The sequence below is a fragment of the Sedimenticola hydrogenitrophicus genome, assembly GCF_029017505.1.
GTDB lineage: Bacteria > Pseudomonadota > Gammaproteobacteria > Chromatiales > Chromatiaceae > Sedimenticola > Sedimenticola hydrogenitrophicus_A.
Genome location: NZ_JAQGEI010000019.1, coordinates 74,791 through 99,383, shown reverse-complemented (window position 1 = coordinate 99,383; position 24,593 = coordinate 74,791). Strand labels below are relative to the sequence as shown.

At 59.0% G+C, this 24,593-nt stretch carries 16 protein-coding genes and 1 other RNA gene; all 17 read right to left on the bottom strand.

Annotation, left to right across the window (positions count from 1 at the left end; all coding sequences use genetic code 11):
* Nucleotides 1-112: 112 nt before the first annotated feature.
* The 17 genes from O9K64_RS13315 to O9K64_RS13235 all read right to left on the bottom strand — a co-directional run bounded on the left by O9K64_RS13315 (nucleotide 113) and on the right by O9K64_RS13235 (nucleotide 24,512).
* On the bottom strand, nucleotides 113-5,941 hold the full coding sequence (locus O9K64_RS13315; RefSeq protein WP_275098566.1) for a DUF3320 domain-containing protein: 5,829 nt from the start codon (nucleotides 5,939-5,941) through the stop codon (nucleotides 113-115).
* Between the two features lie 379 nt (nucleotides 5,942-6,320).
* The gene (locus O9K64_RS13310) at nucleotides 6,321-7,235 is read right to left on the bottom strand and encodes a hypothetical protein (RefSeq protein WP_275098565.1); all 915 of its coding nucleotides are present in this window, start codon (nucleotides 7,233-7,235) and stop codon (nucleotides 6,321-6,323) included.
* A gap of 381 nt (nucleotides 7,236-7,616) precedes the next feature.
* Entirely contained in the window at nucleotides 7,617-8,579 is a 963-nt protein-coding gene (locus O9K64_RS13305) for a M23 family metallopeptidase (RefSeq protein ID WP_275098564.1), read from the bottom strand.
* Nucleotides 8,580-8,716: 137 nt separating this feature from the next.
* The gene (brnA, locus tag O9K64_RS13300; RefSeq protein ID WP_275098563.1) at nucleotides 8,717-8,986 is read right to left on the bottom strand and encodes a type II toxin-antitoxin system BrnA family antitoxin; all 270 of its coding nucleotides are present in this window, start codon (nucleotides 8,984-8,986) and stop codon (nucleotides 8,717-8,719) included.
* 87 nt (nucleotides 8,987-9,073) lie between these two features.
* A complete protein-coding gene (locus O9K64_RS13295; protein WP_275098562.1) occupies nucleotides 9,074-9,376 on the bottom strand; it encodes an HNH endonuclease in 303 nt (100 codons plus the stop codon).
* 514 nt (nucleotides 9,377-9,890) lie between these two features.
* Nucleotides 9,891-11,378: an ATP-binding protein gene (locus tag O9K64_RS13290; protein WP_275098561.1), complete on the bottom strand. Its 1,488-nt coding sequence runs from the start codon at nucleotides 11,376-11,378 to the stop codon at nucleotides 9,891-9,893.
* Nucleotides 11,372-12,079: a response regulator transcription factor gene (locus O9K64_RS13285; RefSeq protein WP_275098560.1), complete on the bottom strand. Its 708-nt coding sequence runs from the start codon at nucleotides 12,077-12,079 to the stop codon at nucleotides 11,372-11,374. The genes O9K64_RS13290 and O9K64_RS13285 overlap by 7 nt, the downstream gene beginning before the upstream one ends.
* Before the next feature lie 301 nt (nucleotides 12,080-12,380).
* Entirely contained in the window at nucleotides 12,381-12,674 is a 294-nt protein-coding gene (locus tag O9K64_RS13280) for a hypothetical protein (RefSeq protein WP_275098559.1), read from the bottom strand.
* 495 nt (nucleotides 12,675-13,169) lie between these two features.
* Complete coding sequence (locus O9K64_RS13275) at nucleotides 13,170-18,008, bottom strand: NAD-glutamate dehydrogenase (protein ID WP_275098558.1); 4,839 nt, start codon at nucleotides 18,006-18,008, stop codon at nucleotides 13,170-13,172.
* Nucleotides 18,009-18,484: 476 nt separating this feature from the next.
* Nucleotides 18,485-18,796 (bottom strand): hypothetical protein, encoded by a 312-nt coding sequence (locus O9K64_RS13270; RefSeq protein WP_275098557.1) that lies wholly within the window; start codon nucleotides 18,794-18,796, stop codon nucleotides 18,485-18,487.
* 77 nt (nucleotides 18,797-18,873) lie between these two features.
* On the bottom strand, nucleotides 18,874-19,470 hold the full coding sequence (recR, locus tag O9K64_RS13265) for a recombination mediator RecR (protein WP_275098556.1): 597 nt from the start codon (nucleotides 19,468-19,470) through the stop codon (nucleotides 18,874-18,876).
* Between the two features lie 13 nt (nucleotides 19,471-19,483).
* Nucleotides 19,484-19,807: a YbaB/EbfC family nucleoid-associated protein gene (locus O9K64_RS13260; RefSeq protein WP_260293247.1), complete on the bottom strand. Its 324-nt coding sequence runs from the start codon at nucleotides 19,805-19,807 to the stop codon at nucleotides 19,484-19,486.
* Nucleotides 19,808-19,874: 67 nt separating this feature from the next.
* Nucleotides 19,875-21,575, bottom strand: coding sequence for a DNA polymerase III subunit gamma/tau (gene dnaX, locus O9K64_RS13255; protein WP_275098555.1), 1,701 nt, complete (start codon nucleotides 21,573-21,575; stop codon nucleotides 19,875-19,877).
* Nucleotides 21,576-21,770: 195 nt separating this feature from the next.
* Nucleotides 21,771-21,867: signal recognition particle sRNA small type (gene ffs / locus O9K64_RS13250), an RNA gene on the bottom strand.
* Nucleotides 21,868-22,416: 549 nt separating this feature from the next.
* On the bottom strand, nucleotides 22,417-22,752 hold the full coding sequence (locus O9K64_RS13245) for a hypothetical protein (protein ID WP_275098554.1): 336 nt from the start codon (nucleotides 22,750-22,752) through the stop codon (nucleotides 22,417-22,419).
* On the bottom strand, nucleotides 22,749-22,997 hold the full coding sequence (gene thiS, locus O9K64_RS13240) for a sulfur carrier protein ThiS (RefSeq protein WP_275098553.1): 249 nt from the start codon (nucleotides 22,995-22,997) through the stop codon (nucleotides 22,749-22,751). Before thiS ends, O9K64_RS13245 begins: the two co-directional genes overlap by 4 nt.
* 258 nt (nucleotides 22,998-23,255) lie before the next feature.
* Nucleotides 23,256-24,512 carry an NAD(P)/FAD-dependent oxidoreductase gene (locus O9K64_RS13235; protein WP_275098552.1) on the bottom strand — a complete coding sequence of 419 codons (1,257 nt, stop codon included), beginning with the start codon at nucleotides 24,510-24,512 and terminating at the stop codon, nucleotides 23,256-23,258.
* Nucleotides 24,513-24,593: the final 81 nt, after the last annotated feature.

The window sequence follows — 24,593 nt, the reverse complement described above, 5'->3', positions numbered from 1 at the left end:
AGGTCAGAGCCGAATGCTACTTAGTTAAGAGAATATTGCGTTGCTTTTCAATAATAAGGTGACGGAGGGAATAAATAATATTCCCTCCGTCACTTTTTTGTTTCTTTTTTGTTTAAACCTCCTCATTTCTGGATGTAACCGCCGAAGATACTGCAGCTAACCTGGCTCTCATCTGCTGCGTCAGACGTGATATGCCAAGTGCCTGAGAAAACTCGACAAACTGGCCACTATCATTACAATCACGGAGGATCTGGGTGAGTTCCTCCCCGCAGATATAGTCCAGTTTTTTAGTATCATCATCTCGTCCCCGTGTGCGAGCAAATTGTATAGATGGATTCCCATCTAAACTGGGCCAGTAGAAGCTACCCACATCCTCCTGGGTACTATTTCGGTCCTTGTCAGCGGCTTGTATAACCCTATCCCGGATTTGTCGCCCTGCACGTTGAAAACCATGTTCGCGCGCAATTCTCCGCACCAGGACTTCCTCATGTATCGGGCCTTCGCTATCAATCACATGCAGAACCATGTCCTTGATCAAGCCATCATACTCTGGCTGGTAGAACTGTTCAGGATCGACATCAAATCCTGACAAAGTCGCCCGAGAATAATGCGTAATGATGCCATTCTGATTAGCGTCACCCCTTTCCTTAGAGGGCTCTTCGGGCTTGGCTGAAGGAACTGCATCAACGACCTCTTTCTCAGCCAACGCCGCCTTCTGCGCTATTTCTTCACGCACCTTCTCGAGGTGTTGAGTCAAGGCAACGTGCAGTTCGTCCAGCGCTTTGGTGCGGTTTGTCCACCAATCCGTAGACCACACCCGGAACAGGGTCCAACCCAGACTTTCAAGCACCGCTTGGCGGATTTTATCTCGTTCTCGGGCGTACGCGGAGCTGTGGTACATCGCACCATCGCACTCAATACCCGCCAGATAGAGGCCCGGTTCATCGGGATGCACAATGCCCAGGTCGATTCGGTACGCAGATACACCAATTTGAGGGTGGAGGGTCCAGCCCTTGTCCTGAAGCGCCCTGGCGACTGCGACTTCAAACGGCGACTCAAAGTCCCCCATGGAACCGTGAACAGCGGCTCCCAGAGCCGAAGCGCCGCGCTCTGCATACTCCAGGAAATGCTTGAGATCAGCAACCGCCCGGGCCTGCGTTCTGGCCAAGTCGATACGCTCTGGCGGCATGGTTGAAAACACCATCATCTCTGAACGTGCCCGGGTCATGGCTACGTTCAGACGCCGTTCGCCACCGGTTCGGTTAAGCGGGCCAAAGTTCATAGTGACGTGGCCGGCTTCGTCGGGGCCGTAGGTAATACTGAACAGAATAACATCCCGCTCATCACCCTGCACCGTCTCCAGGTTTTTCACGAATACCGGTTCCAGGATGACATCCTCGGAGAATGCCCACTCAATGGACGGAGCATCCGAGCGGGCCTTATCCAGCAAATCCTCAATCAAGGTCTGCTGTTCCGTATTGAAGGTCACCACACCAATGGACTGATTGCGCACAGCAGAATCGGACGATGTCAGCCTGCGCACGATTTCGGCCACAATCGCCTTGGCTTCGCCCTGGTTGTGACGCGCCTTGCCTCGGGCATAAAAGCCCTCTGGCCGCACCAGTGACACGCCCTTATCCGGGTGTACCGGGGCCGGGAAGGTAATCAGTGAGCTGTGGTAATAGCGACTGTTGGAGAAAGCAATCAGGCTCTCTCGTCGCGAACGATAATGCAGGTTGAGAACACGTTGAGGAATACTTGCCCCAATCAGCTCATCCAGAATACTCTCCAGATCACCCTCTGTGTCCACATCGCCATCCGGATCATCATCTGACCGGGCGAAGAAGTTGGTAGGCGGCATTTGCTTGGGGTCACCGGCAACAATCACTTGCTTGCCTCGCGCCAGGGAACCCACCGCATCCCAGACCGTAATCTGGGAAGCCTCATCGAAGATCACCACATCAAACAGCGCTTGCCCGGCGGACAGGAACTGGGCAATCGACAGGGGAGACATCATTAAGCACGGTGCGAGGGATGTAACAACATCCGGAATCTCCTCCATCATCTCCCGAACCGGCTTGTGTCGGGTCTTCTTCTGCAGCTCATGGCGCAAAACACCCCAGGAGGAACTGCGCTTGATGTCATCAGGGTCCGGTATTTCACCCGCGAGTTTTGCCGCAATGTACTGCGCCGTTAAGTCACTGAATTGCGTATCCAGCTCCCTGAAGTGCTGGATCGCCGCTTCATGCTCAGGCGAAGAGAAGGTTCTGAGTACCTCATCCTCACCGATCACCGCAGATGACCACCAGGCGCAGTAAGCGGCCTCGAACACATCGAACACCTCTCCAGCCGCTACGCCTCCATTTTCAATGGCCTCGACCAGCGGCCCCAGCTGGAAGTCCAGCGCCTCGGAACGTCGCCGCACCCAGGCACACCAGTCCTTCAGGGAAATATGGTGCTTCACAATCTCCTGACAAAGAGCCCCCACAGCCTCAAGCGCCGGGGAGTCAGCCGACAGCTGGGTACCCAGCGCACTGCCTATCAAACCCTGGAACTGTCCTTTGATAGCGTTGAAACTCTCCAGTGAAGCCAGGAAATCCGTAATCACCCGGCCAACGGGCGCATCCGGTGCCAGCAAATCATTGGCATCGTAAAGCAGCGTGCGGATCTTGGAGCGCAAGGTGGCCAACGATTCCGCATCATCCGCCAGCTTGCCCACAGCAACACGGGCACGGGAGCCGAGCAGTTTCAGCGAAGCAATCGCATCCGGGTCAGAGTTATAGGAGTCCCACTCACTCAATCCCTTCAGAACACCATCTAGACGGTCGATATTCCTGCCAGTTTCCCGCAGCTGCTTCAGCACCGCAATGTCGTTATCCGGATTCGGATCGCCCTGGGCGCCGCCCTCGCGCATCTGCTTCAGCACCTTGCGCTTGGCAAAGAAACTCTTGGGCCACCAGGTGTCGTTCGCCTCGGCCCATGACTTCTCGAGACTATCCGCATCAAGCTTCTGCCAGGCCAGCGCTTCATAACTGCAACTGAGTCGCGCCTGAGTCTCGATATAGGCTTTCAGTTGCGCGACCGCCGCTTCCAGTGCATCCAGACGATCCGGCGCATCCGGTTCCAGCGCAAAAGAGGCCTGTTTGCGGTAGGCATCCAGCAATACCTGACCGCACTCCGCAGCCGCTGCCAGTTTGGCTAGGTTCACAGTGCCAAGGCTTATTCCTAACGCCTTTTCCATGGCTGACAAATCGCGGGCCACATGATCCGCGCTGGCCTGTAACTGTCTGGCAGAACCAACCACCTCTTCCTGCCACTGAGGCCGCCAATCGTAATTGGTGATGGCTTTCAGGGGATGATCGGCAAGATTGCCTACCGCTCTGGCCTGCACGCACAGCAGTTCGGCCATGTCCCGCAGCTTCTGAAGCTGCTGAGCGTCGTGATAATCCGCATTGGGCCAGCCCAGCTTCACCTTGGCCGCCAGGTCCCCATCGCGCACCTTCACGCCAATGGCATAGTGGGCCGTCAACCCGTTGCGGCGGCGTTCGTGCAGGGCGTTCACCACCCGGTTCAGGCGGTCCCGCAGGGTTTTCAGGCGCTTCGCCTCTGCCTGCCAGTCACTCACCCGGGACTGAGAGAAGCTGTTCCAGGAAGTCCGCAGTTGATCCAGAACATCCGCCTTTTTCGCCTTGTTGGAGTGCAACTCCAGGCAGAACTGCCCCAGGCCGATACCCTTCAGGCGGCGGTGCACCACCTCCAGCGCGGCGGTTTTCTCCGACACAAACAGCACCTTCTTACCCTTGCCCATCATGTGGGCGATAAGGTTGCCGATGGTCTGGCTTTTGCCGGTCCCCGGCGGCCCGATAATGACAAAATCCTTACCACGGTCTGCCGTGGCAATGGCAGACATTTGCGAGGAATCCGCCGGCAGCGGCGTCAGCAGATCCGCCGGGGTGTACTCCTTATCAATATCTCCGGGATCCACAAAACGGATATCGCTTTCGTAGGGCTCCCTGGGGGTATCCAGCAGATGCTTCACCACTGGGCTCACTCTCAGCGCCTCGGAGCGATCAACCAGATCCTTCCACATCAGGTACTTGGCGAACGAGAAATGGCCAAGCACCACCTCTTCCACCACCTCGAAACCCGGTACATCCTTAATCGCCTGCCGGACCCGGTTCCAAACACCCTCCACATCCACACCACTATGGTCTTGCGGCAAGGCGCTATGCAGGCCGTTAATCTCGATACCAAAGTCCTTCTTCAGCATCTCCAGCAAGGTGGTGTTGAATCGGGGTTCGTCATCATTGGAGGTGATCTTCACGCCACTACGCACGGATTTCCGCTCCAGCGAAACCGGCAACAGAATCAGTGGGGCACGATAGCGGCGGTTGTCTTTCTCCTTCTGCTTCCAGAACAGAAAACCTACAGCCAGGAACAGGGTATTGGAGCCACCTTCCTTCAGGGACGTTTGCGCCTTGCGGTAGATCTCGACGGCGCGTTTATCCAACTCTTCCTGAGTCAGCTCGACCAGCACCTGCTTCTTGGTCAGGGCATCCCGTGCATAAACCTCCTTCAGATCCTCACCGGTACGCTGACGATAGATCTCTTCGTCCTGATCCTGGGTCTGGAATTTCGGAAACGGTGCAATAGATATCCTCGCCCCTGTTGCCAGCACATCTTCAAGCGCACCAGGATCACCACAAACAATGGACAAACTGCTTTTACCGGGCTTGTGATTCAGTAGCGGGTTGCGAGCCGATAAGTCCAGCAACTTGCGCTGCCAACGGTCCAGGCGACCGCTAGGCGTGTTTTCGGGAGCATGCTCCTCCACAATGACGGGATTGGAGGGCAACACAGGCGCATCCTCTAGCCCCGGTTCGATGATCTCGCTCTCACTGTCTGCTCCAATCACATTGGATGACAGAGACTTGAGGCTGATGGGATTAATGCGATGCCCTCTGGCACGGCGGATATCGATCGCCGCGACAAATTCATTATCTTTTTCCAGAGACACCACCTGATTGCCCACCTTTACCGCCTGCGAGAAAGGCACCGCCGGATGAGACGTGGCCAGGGTGGTCTCAATCAGAATCAGCTCTTTGAGGGGAATACGCTGCCGGAGGGTTTCTGCTTCATCCACCACCACGCTGGACAGGTCCTCTGGTTGCAACCAAATCCCCACCAGCGCGTGCCCCTCAGTGACTACCACTAGGGGATTCAGGCGCGCCTGCTCAAACGCAGCTGCAAACAGCAGTGTGGTATCAAGGCAAGTGGCCACCTTGCCACTCTCAATCTGGCCGGGCAGGCGGATTTTTTGGCCATTTTGCTCAAAACTGGCGGGCGGCAAGGCGTAACCCAATTGCATTTTGACTACGGCAGAGTAAATCGCAGACGCCATCAGCCATATCCGCTCACGGCTGTTGGTGCTATAGCCATCGATAGCATCCGGCTTGCCCGCCTTGCGGAGAATCCGGCTGGCCTGGCCCAGTAGCCGATCCACCGCCGGGTCGTTGGGCGTGCAGAACGCAGCCAGCAATTCCGGCATAAAGCCCGCGCCTCCCCACTCGTTGCAGGCCAGCAGCTCCACGTTGATCACCTGTTCAGCCAGGATGGCACCGGCACGGTTGACGCGAATAGTCACCGTCCCGCGCATGGACTCGGTGAGCCCGAACAGAAAGCCGCCATCCAGCTCAAGGTCACGGTCTTTCATGGAAAGCAGACCACCCGCCGCGAGCCGGTCTACTGTCCATGTCTTCTGTTTCAAGAATCCCGGCGACGCCTCCAGGACAATCGACAGATCAGACAGATCCTCGTCGTTATCCAGATTCTCAATCTGCAACTCCCTCAACACCGCAAAGGCGCTTTGATGGCAGGCGAAATTGATCTTTTCGACGAAGGTGGTGTGGAACTTGATCTTCAACGCATCCTGGTCAGACATGGGTGTACCTCCCACAACAAATATTCTTAGAATTCTGTAGCTTCCTAATGCAATTAGGTAGCCTGATAGCTCTGTTCCACCAGTGTTTTTGCCCTTTGCCAGTCTTCCGGCGTGCGTAACGTCAGCTCCAGATTGCCCATACCCCAACCTGATTAGCAATGAACGTCAGCTACGCGTACCGGACCGGAGCATCAGCACCCGTCATTCCCGCGAAGGCGGGAATCCAGGGTTTGCTGGCACCTCGAGTTGCGGCTGGGTTCCCGCTTCTGCGGGAATGATGGAACTTGGCTGACCTTTCTTTCTAATCAGGTACCCCAATGACCAATCCGGGTAACATCGCTACTAAAGCCATCTTCCTTTGCGATTTCACCTGGCAACTTCAACCCACAGTGATCCGATCCACGATGGATCTCATATCTAGCCCGAACCGTTCCCCATTGGTCGGATCAAGGTCGATCATGAACATCTCATCCCAAGTCTGCTGCAACCCCTGCCACGGAGGCAGAGGCGGCATGACGGCTAACCGGGCCTCGACTTCTCTTTCCGGCAAGCCGGTCTCGGTGAGCATGCGCTGTCGAATTCTCTCCGTGCGCTTAAGCCGCTCAGCGGGGCGCATTGACTTAACGAGACATTCAACCAACGCATCGTAAGCTAGGATAGCAAAGGGCTCCCATTCAAAAGTGACCGTGCCAGCTTCGCGAGAAGCGCTTTCGGCAATGTCAGCCAGTCTTGGCTTCTGGTCGAGCCAGCGTCTGTAGAACTCCTTGGCCCCCCAGAGCAGATTGGTCGGCATCACAGGTGCATCAGGCCCCACTAATGCGACAGCAGGAGCACGAGGGCCGCGGCGTAGCGCCTGAATTCCAGCAAATCCGGTACAAGCGGCGACAACCACTACCAAGTTGCACCGCGTTGCAAGATTCAACTCCTGCAAAGGTTCGGTCAACTCATCCCAGGCCAGCAGATCGGTGCCGCTGCTTCCGTTCGGTCCTTCGAGCCCCGCGACACCGCCGTGGGACTCTAGGTGGAGCACCGGGCGCAACTCAGAGCGCTGAGCCCGTTCTGTTGCCTTCTTGATTGCAGCGATGACGTCATTCTTGCTTCCACAAGAGAAGTATGCGGACCATCCTTGGCGCCGCTCCTTCATCCAATCGTGCAGCAATCGCCCAGTTGGGGTTTCATTCGCCGGAAGCCACTCCACAATCCAAACGTTTGATGCGCGAATCTCTGCCATCTCCGGCGGGCCCGGGAGCGTCTCAATCAATTCGTGTTCGTCGGTTGTCAGTTCATCGCTCATGCGCTTGCAAGCAGTCCAACTCAACTAGTACCGGGTGCTGCCCAACAGTTAAGCATTTATGCCGCGTGCTCCGCATGCGTCATAAATGTCTGTTGAATTGAGCCGCCCTCGATAGGGTGCCCAACCCTAGATTAATAAGCATTTGTTTTTTTACCGGTTGCCCGGCGGTTCGCTATTCGGGGTGATAGCGCAGGAAGGTCTTCCGTGTCACTGGTTTCGGGCCCGCTTCCTGAAGGCTATCGATCGTCTCATACGGCGATTTTTCTTCATGATGCCTCATTTTCCGGCCTTTGACCACTACTGGCCGCAGCCCCCCGTATCTATGGGATCATACCTATGGAATCAGACTTGGGCGATCTGAAATGAAAACAGATGGAGCCCTTAATGTGTGCCTTGACTGATAAGTTTGCTCCCTTCGCTGGGGATGACAATTGCACCCGTACCATCAAAAAACCTGAAGGGTATGGAGACCTCCCTCATTCCCGCATTCTTAGTCACAGCAAAATGCAAATGGGGGCCACTTGAATAACCTGTATTCCCTGAAAGGGCAATTAATTGCCCTCCTTTTACTCGCTGCCCAGGTTTAATAGCCACGGATTCAAGTGATAAATGGGCATAGGTGGCCATGGTGTCATCATCGTGAAGAATTCGGACAAAATTGGCCTTTTCCCCAAAACGCTTCCTGTCAGTTCCCCCACTTATAAAATCTTCCGCCACGTCCACCACAATCCCTGCTCGTGCGGCGATAATGGGCGTACCAATAGGTAGTGCAATATCAACGGCATAGCGACTGTGATCATCATTGTGAGTCCGCCCTCCGTTAAATCCTTGAGATATTAAGCGCCCTCCCCTGCTGACAAACGGGATGCGGTAGAGATCCGTTATACCATTACCTGAAATGGGCCTCCCAAGAGTATGGCTATACCTCAGGCTAAAACTCCAGTCATCGCGCCTATTCTCTGGCCATATAGTGGCAACATGACGCTTCTCACCCGCATCCAGAACAAAGGATGTGGGCAGCCGAGGCCGAGAGGCACTGTTCTTGAATACGTTTGACTCAAGGCGAACTTCTACCGGCCCAGCATAGCCATTGATGAATTTAATCTGATAGGTGTTATCTGAGGTTTTGTTCTGGAGGTAATGGAGTTTTTTGTTGTGGCTATTAACGTCCATTCGCTCTACCGAGACAAGACTACCTTTATCTGACTCACTGTCTTTAAGTGGGGCATCGCTGAATAACCATTTCCCGTTTTCATCTTGATAGCGATAAAGCTTTTTGGCCTCTGCTACGTGAAGCGAAAAAAAGACAAGAGAGAAAACTACGAAGTACACACTAATTTTCATTGCACCTTCACTAAAGAGGTCAAAGCCCTTAAGCCTCCCCACCTATCCTGGATCAACGCATACCTGGCATATATGGCCATCATCATATGATCCATATTCGTCTTCGCCATAGATCATCTTCCATACCCAACTCCCCGCTAATGTACGCCGCTGGTGGCGTTTCCATTTGGCAGTTTATTCGCGGCTTCAGCCCTTAGACGCTCAACCAGCCAGACTTTAATAATTGACTGCCGTGTAACACCTATACGAGCGGCTTCACGATCCAGAGACTCTACGACCCAGGACGGAAAGTCGACATTGATACGCTTTTGTTCCTGGCTGACACGGCGCGCTGTCGAAAGATCGAGATCATCAATGATGTCTTCCTTGCCTTTGTCAAATTTCTTACCGAAGTCCTTAGCTTTCATATAGCTCTACCTCTTTCGTACGGGATCACCTAAAGAACTAAAGAACTAAATGAGTCAGAGCCCTCTAAGATTGAACGATTGGACACCTTATCTCTTAAGCACATGCTTGTTGAACCATTTCTCAGCTTGGGCACGCTTGAGTTCTACAAAAGCCTTTGCTTCCTCGAAGGATTCGCACACATGCGAACCTTTGTACAAATTACAACTGTGACAAGCAACAACCAGATTTGCTTCGCTATCAGTTCCGCCTGCGGACACGGGTTTAATGTGGTCAATGCTTAGGTTTGCAACAAACCAGTTACTGAAATCGCGATCACCGCGCCATCCGCAATAGCGGCACGTGAAATCGTCGCGCTCGAATATCGCCTGATTTGGGTACTCGTCTGCCATAAACCACTCGCTCAATCCAAACGTTAATCATACGTCTCGCGCATTTCCCGAAAAATGTTGCTCACGCATTATTTGTAATATGCAACTTATCGTTTTACCCATTGCCCTGCCTTTTTCAGTTCCTCTGACTCGGTTGAAACACTGGACTGGAGGTTAATTCAGCATCCCGCCAAGCAGATATTTCTTATATCTCAACAGCCTACCAGACAATGACCGGGAGGTGAAATAATTTCTCTTCGACTACGAATCGCGGCGGAGCCGTTCCTACATGGTGATCGACTGTTTACCCAATAGTTGCATTAATCATGACCCAATGATTTATTTCACCCCGTTATCTGCCGGATGAAATAGACATGTTGCTGGTTTCCTGGGATGCACCGCTGGTGGAGTTGAGCATTGCACACTGTAGGAGGCCCGCCCCGGTCCGATTTCGCGGCGAGGCGCCGCTCCTACAGGTTGATTTTTGCAATGATCGGGTTTACCCAATCGAGAAGTTACACCAGTCGCCCATTTATCACTCCGCCGGCATCAGCACCGCCGCCAGCGGCAGGATGAAGGTAAATGTGCTGCCGCTGCCGGGCGTGGACTCCACCCGGATCTCCCCTTGCTGCAGGGTCATGATGCGCTTGGCGATGGCCAGGCCGACGCCGGCGTGTTCGCCGGAGGTGCGTTTTTTGGCGGACTGGTAGAAGGGGTCGAAGATGTGCGGCAGGTCTTCCGGGTTGATGCCGCAGCCGGTGTCCTGCACGGTGATGGCGACGCCGTGCTGTTCCGCCGTCAGGGAGAGGGTGATGGCGCCGCCGCTGTCGGTGTGGGTGAAGGCGTTTTCGATCAGGTTTTCCAGCACCCGCTCGGTCAGGCCGATATCGGCGTAGACGAAGGGGAGCGCCGGGGGCGGGTTCATGCCGAGTTCGATCCGCTGTTGTTCGGCGCGCAGGCGGTATTTCTGCACCACGTCCTGCACCAGTTCGGCGGCGGCAAAGGGTTCGCAATGGGGCTGGGTTTCACGGGCATCCAGGCTGGCCAGTTCAAACAGTTCGTCGACCTGCCGGGAGAGGCGCCGCGCCTGGCGCAGCGCGATGCCGGTGTATTCCCGGCGCTCGGCCTCGACCATGTCGCTGCCCTTCAGCTCCAGGGACTCCAGGTAGCCGAGCATGGAGGCGAGCGGGGTTCGGAGATCATGCGAGACCTGGGCCACCAGTTTGCGCCGCAGGCTGTCCTGCTCCTTGAGCTGCTCCAGCTGATTCTGGATGTGCGTGGCCATCTGGTCGAAGGTGAGGCCGAGCCGGTCGACCTCGTCACTCGGTCGTTTCTGTTCCAGCAGGTAGGGCTGGTGGGAGATGAAGTTGCTCTGGTGGAAATCGGCCATCAGCCGTGACAGCCGGTGCAGCCGACGGGTCAGCAGCCGCAGCACGATCAGGCCGACCAGCAGGCCCATGCCGAGGCTCACCACCACGGCCCAGCCGCTGAGCCGCATGAAGTAGCTCTCGCGGATCACCTTGTCCACCGAGTCGAACTCCTCGCCGCGCAGCACCACGTAGAGGTAGCCCTCCGGGTGGGCGGTGGTGGGCACCGGGGTGACGGAGAACGCCTTCTGGCCGTCGTGGCTGCGCGGGTCGTCACCCAGCAGGGGGTAGGCTTCCGATCCTTCGAGAAACGCCTTCAGCGGCGTCAGGGAGACATTGTTGCGCTTCACCTTGCCGGGATCGGCCGAGTAGGCGAGGATCTTGCCATCGAGATCCAGCAGGTAGATCTCGATACTGGGGTTGATCACCATGTATTGGTGGAAGGTCTCCTTCAGCGCCTCCTGGTTGATCCGCCCCTCTGCCACCAGGTTGCGGTCCATGACCAGGTTGCGCGCCAGTTCCTTGTTGAAGGACTGGTTGACCTCCTGCAGGTAGTACTTGGTGGCGGTGGTGCTGATGACGGCATACAGCAGCCCGATGGTGACGAACAGCACCACCAGTCCGGCCGCCAGTTTGGCGTAGAGGGTCCTCAGCATGTCTCGGCGAACTTGTAGCCGACACCCCAGACCGTGAGGATGTATTGGGGATTGGCGGGGTCGGCCTCGATCTTGGTGCGCAGCCGGTTGATGTGGGTGTTGACGGTGTGTTCGTAGCCTTCATGGTTATAGCCCCACACCGAGTCCAGCAGCTGGATGCGCGAGTAGACCGAGCCGGGATGGCTGGCGAAGTGCAGCAGCAGATCGAACTCGCGGGCGGTCAGCTCCACCGGCTCGCCGCGTACCTGTACCTGGTGGCGGGTGACATCGATGACGATATCGCCGCGGTCGATGACCGCCTGTTCCGGTGGGTTCGTCCGCTGGCTGGTCAGCGCCTCGGTGCGGCGAAACAGCGCCTTGATGCGGGCCTGCAGCTCCAGCACGCTGAACGGCTTGGTGAGGTAGTCGTCTGCCCCCATCTCCAGGCCCAGCACACGGTCCAGTTCGGAGGATTTGGCGGTGAGCATGAGGATGGGTACGTAACCCTCGCTCTTGCGGATCTCGCGGCAGACGGCCAGCCCGTCCATGCCCGGCAGCATCAGGTCCAGTACCACCAGGTCGTAGTGGCCGTGGTTGAATCGGCTGACCCCTTCCCTGCCATCGCCGATGATATCCGCCTGGCAGTCGATGTCATCCAGGTGCATGCGTACCAGCCGGGCGATGTCCGGGTCATCTTCGATGATCAGTACGCGATGGGTCATGGGTGAGGTTCGCTCTGCCGCTGGCGCTGGATACATGATACATGGCCTTCCGAGGGGTGGCTAATGGCTGAAAGACGTGCTCTGGACCCCTGTATGCGTTCCCACGTGGAGAGTGGGAACGAGGAAAAAGCCGGCGTGTGCCCATCGGGGTCGAGGGCAACTATCGACCGGGATTGATGGCACGTCGCTTCGCTCCTTGGGTATGCATTCCCACGCGGAGCGTGGGAACGAGGAACATAGCGCATTCAAACCTGTCAGCGTGGGCACAAACGACGTGCCCACCCTACCAAGCGGTTACCCCCTACTTCTTCATCTTGTCGTCCATCATGGGCTTCTTTTCCATTTTGTCATCCATCATGGTTTTCTTGTCCATCTTGTCGTCCATCATCGGTTTCTTTTCCATCTTGTCGTCCATCATCGGTTTCTTTTCCATGTTGTCCATCTTGTCCATCTTGTCGGCCATCATCGGCTGGGTGACGCCCATGACCGGCTGCCCGGAGCCGTCCTTGACCATTTCAGCCGCGGTGGCGATACCGGCGGCGGACAACATGATGGCCATGGTGCAGATTTTCAGTGCGGTGGATTTGTTTGACATGATCTTCTCCCTGAGAGGTTTTGTTCGCCCTTCGGCACGATTGCCAGCGGCGACGCGGATTCGCTCCCGGCGGCTGGCTTGAGGTAATTAAACAGGAGGGAGATCCGGCTTGGATCACGGAAAGTTCACGATTTGATAACGGTTGGGTTAGTTTTGCGGATGCGTTTAACCACCCTACGTCCTTGCAGGGGCATAGGGCGGGTGGAGCAGAAACGACGGAACCCATCAATCGGTGCAGCGGCACCCGCCCGGCATGTCACCCATCGTCCGGGTTCATCCGAAGATGGGTTACGGCGCGCCCTGGCTACGGAGAGTCTCCAACAACGGAGGTTGTGCGCCTCCACCCATCCTACACGTAGAACACGATCCATAAGGCGCCGTTCAGTGGGTGCGGTCCGCCCCGCCGCGATCATCGATCCGCCGCGGGATCCGGTGAGTGAAACAAACCGCACCATGGTCATCGATGCGGTTCGCGGTGTTCACCACACCCCTCTCCTAGATATCCGATTTCAACAGGGTGCCGACCCCCGCCACCACCACGGACATCATGGCAAAATCGACCGAGGTGCGGGCCTTCAGGTCGGTAATGGTTCTCTGATGCCGATTGTAGGCGAAGCGGTACTCTTCGGCCCACTGCTCGATCATCTTCCTGGCGTTTTTCTGTTTCTTCACGGTGGTGGCCAGTATCTGCGAAGTGAGCTCCCGCTGGTGCCGGTTCAGGGTATTGATCAGGCGTGTCTTGGCCATGCTGTGCCAGTGGCTCTGCTCCGCCAGCTTGGCGATCTGGTCACGCACCCAGTGAAATTCCAGGGTGGAACCGAGGTTGTAATAGAGGGAGGCGACCACCTGGATCTGCCGCTTTCGCTGCCTGGCGACCTCCACCAGATCCATGGCCGATGCCAGCATCACGGTGCGGCTCACCTGTTGCGCCACTTCGCGGGGCACGCCGGCGTTCAGGTAATATTTGATCTGCCGGTTCAGGGTCAGCCGATCCTTGGAGGCGAGGGGTTTCGGCATCTGCTCCAGCAGCTCCTGGACCCCTTCCTGGAAGTAATCCACCAGGTCGCGTACCACGATTTTCTGACGCGACCGCAGTATCCACAGCACGCTCTGCTCCAGCAGGCGGGCCATCATGCGCATCATCTCCAGTTGCACCGAGGCGGCCACCTGGTTATCCAGCGCCTCGATCTCACGCCACAGCTGATCGGTGGAGAAGATCTTGCTGGCCGACAGATAGGCGCGGGTGACCCCGGCGATATTGGTCCCCACCTCCTCGCGCACGCGGAAGCCGAATCCGGGGCCGATGTGATCCACGATGCTGTTGGTCAGGTGGGTGGAGATGATCTCCCGCTTCAGCTGATGCGAGCGCATCTCCTTGCTGAAGCGCTCACCCAGGGCCTTGGGGAAGTAGTCCATCAGCTCGACTTCGAGGAATTCATCATCCGGGATATCGGAGTGGATCAGGGCATCGAAGTAGGTCATTTTGCTGTAGGCGAGCAGGACCGCCACTTCCGGTTTGGTGAGGCCGCGCTTCTCCGCATGGCGTTCGGCGATCACCTTTTTGCTGGGCAGATACTCCAGCGCCCGATTGAGCCGCCCTTCGCCCTCCAGAAAGTCAATGAAGCGGCTATGTTCGTTGAGACGCTCGGGCGCCTCGGAGAACACCATACTGATCGACTGGGTCTGGGCGTAGTTGTCCGCCAGTACCAGTTCGGCCACCTCGTCGGTCATCTGCACCAGCAGTCTGTTGCGCTGTTTTTCGGTCATGTCGCCGTTGGCCACCACCTGGCCCAGGAGGATCTTGATGTTGACCTCGTGGTCGGAACAGTCGACCCCGGCCGAGTTGTCGATGGCGTCGGTATAAATCAGCCCGCCCTTGTTGGCAAACTCGATCCGCCCCAGCTGGGTGACGCCCAGGTTGCCGCCCTCGCCCACCACCTTGCAGCGCAGCTCGTTGCCGTTCACCCGCAGCGAATCGTTGGCCTTGTCGCCGACGTCCCCGTGGCTCTCCAGTTCGGATTTGATATAGGTGCCGATACCGCCGTTCCAGATCAGATCGACCGGGGACTTGAGCAGCAGGCTGATCAGTTCGGTGGGCGTCATCCGGTCCACCTTGGCGCCGGTCATCGCCTTCACCTCATCGCTCAGGGTGATGGACTTGGCGCTGCGTGGGAAGATGCCGCCACCCGCCGACAGCAGGCCTTTGTCGTAGTCGGTCCAGCTGGAGCGTGCCAGCTTGAACAGCCGCTTGCGCTCCTTGTATGAGCGCTCCGGATCGGGATCCGGATCGAGGAAGATGTGCTGGTGGTTGAACGCCGCCACCAGCTTGATATGCCGGGACAGCAGCATGCCGTTGCCGAACACGTCACCCGACATGTCACCGATCCCCAACACGCGGAAATCGCTGTTCTGGATGTCGACCCCCAGCTCGCGGAAATTGCGTTTGACCGATTCCCAGGCGCCACGCGCGGTGATGCCCATCTTTTTGTGGTCATAGCCGACCGAGCCGCCGGAGGCGAAGGCATCCCCCAGCCAGTAGCCGTACTCGGCGGCCAAGCCGTTGGCGATGTCGGAGAAAGTGGCGGTTCCCTTGTCCGCCGCCACCACCAGATAGGGGTCATCCTCGTCGTAGCGCGCCACGTCGACCGGTGGCAGCACCTTGCCATCCTTCAGGTTGTCGGTGATATCCAGCATCCCCTTGAGCAGGGTGCGATAACAGTACACCACCTCTTCCATCATCTGCTCGCGCTCCAGTCCCTCCAGGGGGCGTTTGACGATAAAGCCGCCCTTGGAACCGACCGGCACGATCACCGTGTTCTTCACCATCTGCGCCTTCATCAGGCCCAGCACCTCGGTGCGGAAATCCTCCATCCGGTCGGACCAGCGCAGTCCGCCACGGGCCACCTTGCCGCCGCGCAGGTGCACCCCCTCCATGCGCGAGGAGAAGACAAAGATCTCGAACATCGGCATCGGCAGGGGCATGCCACTCACCTGGCGCGGGTCGACCTTGAACGAGATGTAGGACTTGAGCCGCCCTTCGGCGTCCGGTTGGAAGAAGTTGCTGCGCAGGGTGGACTGGATGATGTTGACATAGCTGCGCAGGATGCGGTCCTGATCCAGGCTGGCCACCGCTTCGAGCTGGGTGTCGATCTTCTGCAGGATGGCGTCGATCTGCGATGCCCTCGCCTTGCGCGCCGGGTTGAACTTGAGATTGAATAGGTCCACCAGCAAGCGGGTGATATCGGCGTTGCGGGTCAGACTCTCGATGATGTAGGAGCGGCTGAAGGGGAAATGGATCTGTTTCAAATAGCGCGAATAGGCGCGCAGCAACACCACCTCCTTCCACATCAGCCCGGCATCCAGCACCAGCTGATTGAAGCCGTCATTGTCGACCTCGCCCTCCCAGACCTTGAGGAATGCCTCCTGGAACAGCCGGCTGATCTCGTCGGTCAGGTGTTCGTGACCGCCGGCGTAGCGCATGGAGAAGTCGTGTATCCAGACGTGTCCACCCCGATGGCGAACCCGATAGGGCCGTTCGCCGAATACCGTCAGGCCCATATTCTCCAGGATCGGTATCACATCCGAGAGCGGCACCGGATTGTCCGCAAAGTAGAGCCGGCAATGAACATACTCGGAGGATTCGAGTATCGGGCGGTAGAAGTGGAGGCCCAGATGACCGCTCTGCCGTGCCTGTTCGATCCGCGCCACATCGGCCGCCGCGGTGCGCGGATAGAAGTCTTCGCGAAAACCGCTCGGGAAGGCGTTCTCATAGATCTTGTAATACTCCGAACCCTGCGCCTCGCCGTACTGTTCGATGAGCGCGGTATGCAGTTCATCGCGCCAGGTGGTGGTGGCGCCGATGACCAGCGACTCCAACTCCGCCGGGTTGCACGCCATCTCCTCGCCGACCGGCGTGTGGATGATCAGATGGATACGCGCCAGGGTCGATTCGGTGAACTGGGTGCTGAATTCGACCTCGGTCCCGTTCAGTGCATTCACCAGCACCTTCTGGACCGCCAGCCGCAACCGCCTTGAGTAGCGTTCCCGGGGCAGGTAGATCAGACAGGAGTAGAAGCGCTTGAACAGGTCCCGGGTGACGAACAGGCGGGTGCGCTGCCGTTCCTGCAGACCGAGGATACCCATCGCCAGCCGTTCCAGCTCATCCACCGGGGTCTGGAACAGTGCATCGCGCGGGAAGGTAGCGAGGATGTTGTCCAGCGCCTTGCCCGAGTGGCTGGAAGCGGAGAGACCGGCGCGTCGAATCACCTCGCGGGTCTTCTGCCGCAGCAGCGGTATGTCCTTCGGCGGGCTGTTGTAGGCCACGGAGGTAAACAGGCCCAGCAGGCAATAGAGCCCATCCACCTCGCCCTGCCGGTTGAAACGCTTGATGCCGATAAAATCCATGTAGGCGGGGCGGTGTACCGTGGACTTGGCATTGGACTTGGTCACCACCAGGAATTCCTGGCTGGCGATAGCGGATTCACCGGCCACCGGTATGACTGCCCCCGCCTGCTGGTCATTGAGGCAGGATTCGCGAAAAAGCCCCAACTGCGAGGTGCTGTTGAGCTGCAGCGCCGGGGCCTCCCCCGTACCGACCAGATCGAATTCGCAATAGGCCAGGAAGGTGAAATGCTCGTTATTGATCCATTTGAGAAACTCACCGGCTTCAAACTGCTTCGTGGCATCGATCGGCAGTTTATCCCGGTCGAGGATTTCGCTGATCGCGGTGACCCGCTGTTTTATCTCCTGCCAGTCGGTATTGGCGTGGGTGACGTCACGGATCACATCGCGAATCATCGTTTCCAGCCCATGCAGCACATCGGCGGAGAGCTGCCGCTCCACTTCGAAGTGGATCAGGGACTCCACCACGCCCTCCTTCTCGCCCCCCTTCTCTCCTGGCGCCCTGATCTCCTGCAGGCGTCCCGCGCTGTCCCGCACGGTGCGTACCAGGGGATGGATAGTCAGGTGAATCGTCAGCCCCTGCCGATTGAGACCCATGGAGAGCGAATCCACCAGGAACACCCGGTCGGTGGCGACGACCTCGATGATGGTGTGGGGGCTCTGCCAGCCGTGCTCTTGAAAGTTGGGGTTATAGACCCGCACCGACGGTTCATCCCCCTTGCGCGCCTTCAGCAACTGCCAGTGGGCGATAACCGCCCCCACCAGGTCGGCGATCGTGGAGGACTCCAGGTCCACCGCCGAGATGTGACGATAATATAAACCCAGCATCTGTTCGATCTGGGTGCGTTCCTCCGGGGTGAATCCGGAATCGGGATATCCGGCCAGGTTGTCCAGCAATTGCTGCAGCAGGGGATTCCCCTTGTGTTTCATCATGTCTTGGTTCCAGTGCGATTGGCGAGTTGTTTATGTCGAAGCCGGTCGGCGAAGCATTATTTTTGTTTCGTCACAACTGATACTAAACGTAGCGCAGGCACAGAACTTTATCCAGACAATTATCCGAAAAAGAAATGCACCGCTAGCGGTTTACAGGCAAAAGGAGAGGAGCAACATTAACAGGTGATAGCGCGCGAAGTCAGGATGTGAAGGGGTCGGAGTCAAGCCGCCCGGTCATGGAAGCATTTCCCACCGCTGGTGTACGGCTTGACTCCGACCCCTGCGGGAGAATCCGTCCCTTTTTTGGTGCGGTTCGCAAGCTCACCGGCACCCTACGAAACTGCCCTTGCCAAAAAGCGTAACGCAGACGGAGGGGGTCAGTGGCGACCGAATACCGGAATTTATTTTTTTCGCGAGCCCGTATCATGAGTCACCGCCCGATGGGGTGGGGGCCGGTCAGTGGAACTGATGCGTTGTCAGGCATATTCATCCACCCCCAGCATACGGCTCACCTTCTCCCGCTCTTCGGCGTCTTCGAGGGTGCGATAGGCGCGGATGGCCTGGCGGTTTTTGGCATTGATGCCGTCGTCCATGAGGTTCTGCTGGTAGATCAGGCCGGCCCGGCCCTCCAGTCCGGTGCGCAGTTCGCCGGCCGGGACGACGGCCCGGGGTGGCAACGGCGGAGCGGCGCGGCGCGACGGGTCATCGCCCCGAGCGGCCGGCTGGACAGGGACCAGCGAGCGGGCGATGGCGGGATCGTAAGAGGCGCTGCCGATGGTGTTGATCATGCGGATACCGAACAGTGGGAGTGATCAGCCTGGAGGCCGCCCATTGGATGGATAGACAGGAACGCCACCCGCATGGTTCAAAACTCCCGGCGGCCGCTGAAGGCGTGGGAGAGGGTGCCCCCGTCCACGTACTCCAGATCCCCCCCCAGGGGGACGCCGTGGGCGATCCGGGTCACCCGGACCCCCCTCGCCCGCGCCATCTCACCGATATAGTGGGCGGTGGCCTCGCCCTCGACGGTGGGATTGGTGGCCAGGATCAGTTCCTGGATATGGCCCTCGGCCAGCCGCCGGTCAAACAGGTCCAGGCCGATCTCCCGGGGGCCGATCCCGTCCAGCGGCGACAGGTGTCCGCCCAGCACGAAATAGCGCCCGCGAAAATCGGTGGCCTGTTCAATGGCCACCACCTCGGCAGGGGTCTCCACCACACAGAGTTGACTGTCATCCCGCCGCGGGTTGCCGCAGAGGCTGCAGATATTAGTCTCGCTGAGGGTGCGGCAGCGGCTGCAATGGCCGATGCGCTCCATCGATTCGCCCAGTACCCGCGACAGCAGCCGGCCGCCCTCCCGGTCACGCTCCAGCAGATAGAACGCCATCCGCTGGGCGGATTTCGGCCCCACCCCGGGTAGACAGCGCAGGGCCTCCATCAACTGTTCCAGCAGCGGACGATTGGACATGGTCAGAGCCAGCCTAGAACGGCAGCTTGAAACCGGGGGGCAGCCCCATACCGGAGGTGACGTCGCTCATGCTGTTCTGGGTCTTCTCGGCCACCTTGTGCACGGCGTCGTTCATCGCCGCGGCCACCAGATCCTCCAGCATCTCCTTGTCGTCACCCAGCAGCGACTCGTCGATCTCGACCCGGCGCACCTCGTGCTTGCCATTCAGAGTGACCTTGACCAGTCCGCCGCCGGACTCACCGGTCACCTCCTCTTTGGCCAGGCGCTCCTGCGCCTTCTGCAGATCCGCCTGCATCTTCTGGGCCTGCTTCATGATGTTGCCTAAACCGCCTTTCATTCCGATATTCCTCGATAAAGTAAAATGCTGTCTCTTTACAGTTAACTACCCCCGGTAGACCGGGGGATTACCCCGTTGACTCATCCACCGGGCGTACCGAACCCGGGATCACGGCCGCCCCGAACCCGGCCTCCAGGGCCAGCACCATGGGGTCTTCGCGTATCGCCACCTCGGCCGCCTGCTGCCGGTCGGCCACGGCCTGGGCCTGGATCTTGGCCGGGGTCGCCGCCTGCACGCTCTCCGGGGTGATCTTCAGCTTGAGCTCGCGCCCGAGATGGGCTTGCAGCGCCGCATGCAGCCGCTGTTCGGTACTGCCCACCAGCATGTGCTGGTGGGCCTGATCCAATTTCAGGCTGAGGGTCACGCCGTCCCAGTAATCATAGACACAATTATTGGCCAACTGCTTGGCGATGCCCCCCAGGGAGAGCAGATCCACCACCTGGTGCCAGTGGCGAAATTCAACCGGATTCCCGGCACGCTCCGGGATGGCCGCGGCCGCCACCGCCACGCGCTCCGGGGCGGGTGCCACGCTCGCCAAGGCGGCGGGCTGGCCGGCCGCCTTGGCGTCCGGCCTGATCGCGGCCCTTGTGGCAGCGCTTACAGCGACTCGCGGAGCCGTTTCAGAGCGTTTTTTTTTATCCGACCCGTCGCGTTCCGGACCCTTGGCCGGGCGTTCCCCATCCCCCTGCGGGCGGAAGGCCAGCATACGCAGCAGCACCATCTCAAACCCGGCCCGGGGGTCCGGTGCCAGCGGCAGATCGCGTTGCCCGATCAGCCCGATCTGGTAAAACAGCTGCACATCCCCGGGCGACAGTTTCTCCGCCAGGGTGCGCACCTGGGCCTCATCGCCGGCGCTGTTGTCCATGGCGTCCGGCACCGCCTGGACCAGGGCGATCCGGTGCAGCAGCGAGAGCAGGTCCTGCAGCACGCCGGCGAAGTCCGGCGCCATCTCAGCCAGTTCGCCCACCAGCGCGATCACCCGGTTGGCATCCAGGTCGGCCAGGGCGTCCAGCAGGTCATGCACCCGGTCCTGGGCGATGCTGCCGAGCATCGCCTGCACATCACTCTCCAGCACCTTGCCGCCGCCAAAGCCGATCGCCTGATCCAGCAGGCTGAGGGCGTCACGCATGCTGCCGTCCGCCCCCTTGGCCAGCAGCAGCAGCGCCCGATCCTCGTGCTGAATGCCCTCGCGATTCAACAACTCCTTCAGATACGCCTGGATCTGATCCAGCGGCAGCCGTTTCAGGTTGAACTGCAGACAGCGCGACAGGACCGTGACCGGCACCTTCTGGGGATCGGTGGTGGCGAGGAGGAATTTCACATGCGGCGGCGGCTCCTCCAGGGTCTTCAACAGGGCGTTGAAGCTACTGTCGGAGAACATGTGGACCTCGTCGATCAGATAGACCTTGTAGCGGCCCCTGACCGGCGCATAGGGGACGTTCTCCAGCAGCTCCCGGGTCTGATCGACCTTGGTGCGTGAGGCGGCGTCCACTTCCAGCAGATCGACAAAGCGCCCCTCGTCGATCTCGCGGCAGATACTGCATTGTCCGCAGGGGGTGGAACCGACGCCGTGTTCGCAATTGAGCGATTTGGCGAAGATCCGCGCCAGGGTGGTCTTGCCGACCCCCCGGGTGCCGGTGAACAGGTAGGCGTGATGCAGCCGGTCGTTGTCCAGGGCATTGCTGAGCGCGCGCACGACATGCGCCTGCCCCACCAGTTCACTGAATATCCGCGGACGCCACTTGCGGGCTAGCACCTGATATGACATGGATTCCCTGCGAGCTCTACTTGTTGGATTTGACCAGAGCGGGAAGTGTACCTCAATGGCAGGCGGTATTCACACCCGGAAGTGGTTTTGGGATGGCGGGTGCATCCCGGAATATGCCGCAGGTGGTTGTTTCGGTAGGGGAGGTGCCGACTGTATCCAGGCTACGCTGCTGGATATGTCGTAAATGGTGGCAGCCCGCACCAGCCACACCCCGGCACACGAGTCCACTGCTGCGGCTGCTCCCTTCCGGGCCTGACCGGGTTGACAGTTTTTCGTTGCGAGGGGACCGATACGGGCCGCCATTACCTGGATGATACCACCACCGCCTGGATGGGGAATCGAGCTGGGGATTATCCGGGTCTGCCGAACGGGGGTCAACCTCGACGTGGTTTTTCTTTGCCACGAACCGGTACGCCAGCTGTACAAGCGCACCATTCAAATTGAATCGGCGGCCATCTGCCCCTGCAAACAGCGTCCCGGTGGCGACGATCAACCGCCGCCACGATGAAAATAGGTTTTGTAGGGTGGGTTAGGCGCGCCCTGCGCAGGGGATGGCCGTTTGCGTTGCACTGTGCGCGCGCCGTAACCCACCATTTGGCGGTCGGGGGATCGGTGGGTTACGCGGCGCCCGGGTGTTGTCGTGGTCTGGAAGTCTGGTGCCTGTGCGCCGCTAACCCACCCTACGAAACTCATAACCCCAACCGCCGACGTCGACCCGTAGGGTGCCGGTGAGCTTGCGAACCGCACCAATGCCGGAACCCCATGCGATGCGGTTCGTTTCACTCACCGCATCCTACAGACTGGTCACCTGCGGCTTAGAACGACGTCCCGGCGGCGACAATCAACCGCCGCCGCGATGAAAATAGCGGTCAAAGCGCTGCAGAAAGTGATCACGATCGGACGCATCCAGCCTGACGAACTCGAACTCCACCGGGGTCACCGGCAGGCTCAGGGAGGCGATGCGCCGCTGCCCGGTCTCTCCCAGGGTGATGATGATCGAACCGTGCGGATGGGTGATAGTGAAGACACGTCCCTCCTGCCGATAGGTCAGGGGCGCGATGGCGGGCGGCAGTGAACGGACAAAGTCACTCAGGGTGAGTCCCATGTCACGCTGCAATCGGCTGGAGACCGGCCTGTTTGCCGCCCCCTCCCCCGTCGTGGCAACGCCGCCGGTCACCCGCCGGCCACCGCCGGCCAGACCGCCAGTTCGTCGCCCTCCGTAAGGGGATTGTCCCGTTGACCGGGCGGGATGAATACGCCGTTGACCAGCACCAGGTGCACCTCCGCCTGCGGCACGCCCTGCTGGTCCAGCAGTCGGGCGGGGCTGATTCCCGCATCCACATCCAGGGCAATCTGGTGGTCCTCGGCGCCGGGCGGCAGGTACTGCCCCAGGGAGGCGTATAACTTAAAATTAACCTTCATAGTTGCTTGTATTGTCTCTGCCATAGATTTGATACCGGTCGCGGTCGTCACTTAATACCCGGGGTCGGAGTCAAGCTGCACGAAACGGCGCAGCGGGCTCCCGGAGCAGTTCAGCTTGACTCCGACCCATCCGAGTATTATCTGCCCTACAACATATCCAAACTGCATCCTATCCACCCTACAACTTTTGGTGAATGCGCCCCGCTGGCTTAGCCACCCTAGCGCTGCCATCAACTCGTTAACGGTCGCTGACCGGCCTCAGCCGGCGGTCAGCTGCGCGGCGCCGAGGTATGCCTCCATGATCCGGGTCGGGTCCTCCATCAGGTGCTGCTTCCATCTGCCCAGGGGCAGCCGGGTCTGTATCAGACCACGCAGCACGCCGACATGTTCCGTCATGCCGAGGGTGATGGCCCCCACCAGCCGGTCCTCCTGGAACTGCAGCTTGATATAGCGGTAGGCCGACTCATCGATCCGATGCACCTCGTCGCCCCCATCGACCCCCATCCACTGGCCATAGGATACCGAGATCAGCCCCAGGGTATCCAGCACATTCATCGCCATGCTGCCGGTGTGGCGGGTGGGCCGCCCACACATGTTGAGCGCTGCGGTACGCCCGGTTTCGGCGGCCACCGGCTGGATGGCATGGACAGCGCGCTGGCCGGTGCCCCAATCCATACCCTCGCAGGTGTCCCCGGCGGCATAGATGCCGGGTACCGAGGATTCGAGGAAGTCGTTGACCACCACGCCCTGACCGATCTCGATACCACTGCCGTCCAGATAACCGGTTGCCGGCTTGACCCCGGCCGCTACCACCACCAGATCGGCATCGATGGCATCCACCGGATCACAGGTGAGACGGAAGCGGACACCGCCGCTGTTGCTCGTCTCGACCCCCAGCACCCGGGTGGAGGTGTGCACATCCACCCCCTTGCCGAGACACCACTGCTTTATCAGGTTTCCGGAGGCCTGATCCATCATCCGCGGTACCATGCGGTCCCCCATCTCCACCACCGTCAGTTTGACGCCGCGGGCGACCAGCGCCTCCATGATGATGCAACCGATGAAACCGGCACCCATCAGCACGACGCGCGATCCCGGCTCGGCATATTTGACGATGTTGCGGGCGTCCTCCAGGGTCCAGCAGTGGTGCACCCCGGGCTGATCCAACCCCTGAATCGGCGGCTTGATCGGATTCGAGCCGGTGGCCAGCAGCAGCCGGTCAAAACCGACCGGGTCCTTTCCGGCCAGTTGCAGCTGTTTTGCCGCGCCGTCCACCCGGGTCACCCGACTCTGTATCTGGCCGATGCCCAGTTTATCCAGGTGATCCGGATCGTGACGCAGGTAAGTGCCCCGCTCTCCGATCTTGTTCGACAGGTAGTAGGGAATGGCCATTCGCGAATAGGCGGGTTCCGGCTCGTCGCCGATCAGCACCACCTCCGCGGCCGGGTCCTGTTTACGCAGGGTTTCGGCAGCGGTTACGCCTGCCGGACCTGCACCGATGATGACATGTCGCATGGATCAATACTCCTTGGCTGAAAGGGCCGCTCCCGCACATCCCTGTGCTTCGCTGGATAAGTCCATCCCTGGACAAAACAG

Coding starts and splice junctions, on each gene's coding strand:
- O9K64_RS13315 (WP_275098566.1), bottom strand. CDS start 5,941: ATGTCTGACCAGGATGCGTTGAAGATCAAGTTCCACACCACCTTCGTC.
- O9K64_RS13310 (WP_275098565.1), bottom strand. CDS start 7,235: ATGAGCGATGAACTGACAACCGACGAACACGAATTGATTGAGACGCTC.
- O9K64_RS13305 (WP_275098564.1), bottom strand. CDS start 8,579: ATGAAAATTAGTGTGTACTTCGTAGTTTTCTCTCTTGTCTTTTTTTCG.
- brnA (WP_275098563.1), bottom strand. CDS start 8,986: ATGAAAGCTAAGGACTTCGGTAAGAAATTTGACAAAGGCAAGGAAGAC.
- O9K64_RS13295 (WP_275098562.1), bottom strand. CDS start 9,376: ATGGCAGACGAGTACCCAAATCAGGCGATATTCGAGCGCGACGATTTC.
- O9K64_RS13290 (WP_275098561.1), bottom strand. CDS start 11,378: ATGCTGAGGACCCTCTACGCCAAACTGGCGGCCGGACTGGTGGTGCTG.
- O9K64_RS13285 (WP_275098560.1), bottom strand. CDS start 12,079: ATGACCCATCGCGTACTGATCATCGAAGATGACCCGGACATCGCCCGG.
- O9K64_RS13280 (WP_275098559.1), bottom strand. CDS start 12,674: ATGTCAAACAAATCCACCGCACTGAAAATCTGCACCATGGCCATCATG.
- O9K64_RS13275 (WP_275098558.1), bottom strand. CDS start 18,008: ATGATGAAACACAAGGGGAATCCCCTGCTGCAGCAATTGCTGGACAAC.
- O9K64_RS13270 (WP_275098557.1), bottom strand. CDS start 18,796: ATGATCAACACCATCGGCAGCGCCTCTTACGATCCCGCCATCGCCCGC.
- recR (WP_275098556.1), bottom strand. CDS start 19,470: ATGTCCAATCGTCCGCTGCTGGAACAGTTGATGGAGGCCCTGCGCTGT.
- O9K64_RS13260 (WP_260293247.1), bottom strand. CDS start 19,807: ATGAAAGGCGGTTTAGGCAACATCATGAAGCAGGCCCAGAAGATGCAG.
- dnaX (WP_275098555.1), bottom strand. CDS start 21,575: ATGTCATATCAGGTGCTAGCCCGCAAGTGGCGTCCGCGGATATTCAGT.
- thiS (WP_275098553.1), bottom strand. CDS start 22,997: ATGAAGGTTAATTTTAAGTTATACGCCTCCCTGGGGCAGTACCTGCCG.
- O9K64_RS13235 (WP_275098552.1), bottom strand. CDS start 24,512: ATGCGACATGTCATCATCGGTGCAGGTCCGGCAGGCGTAACCGCTGCC.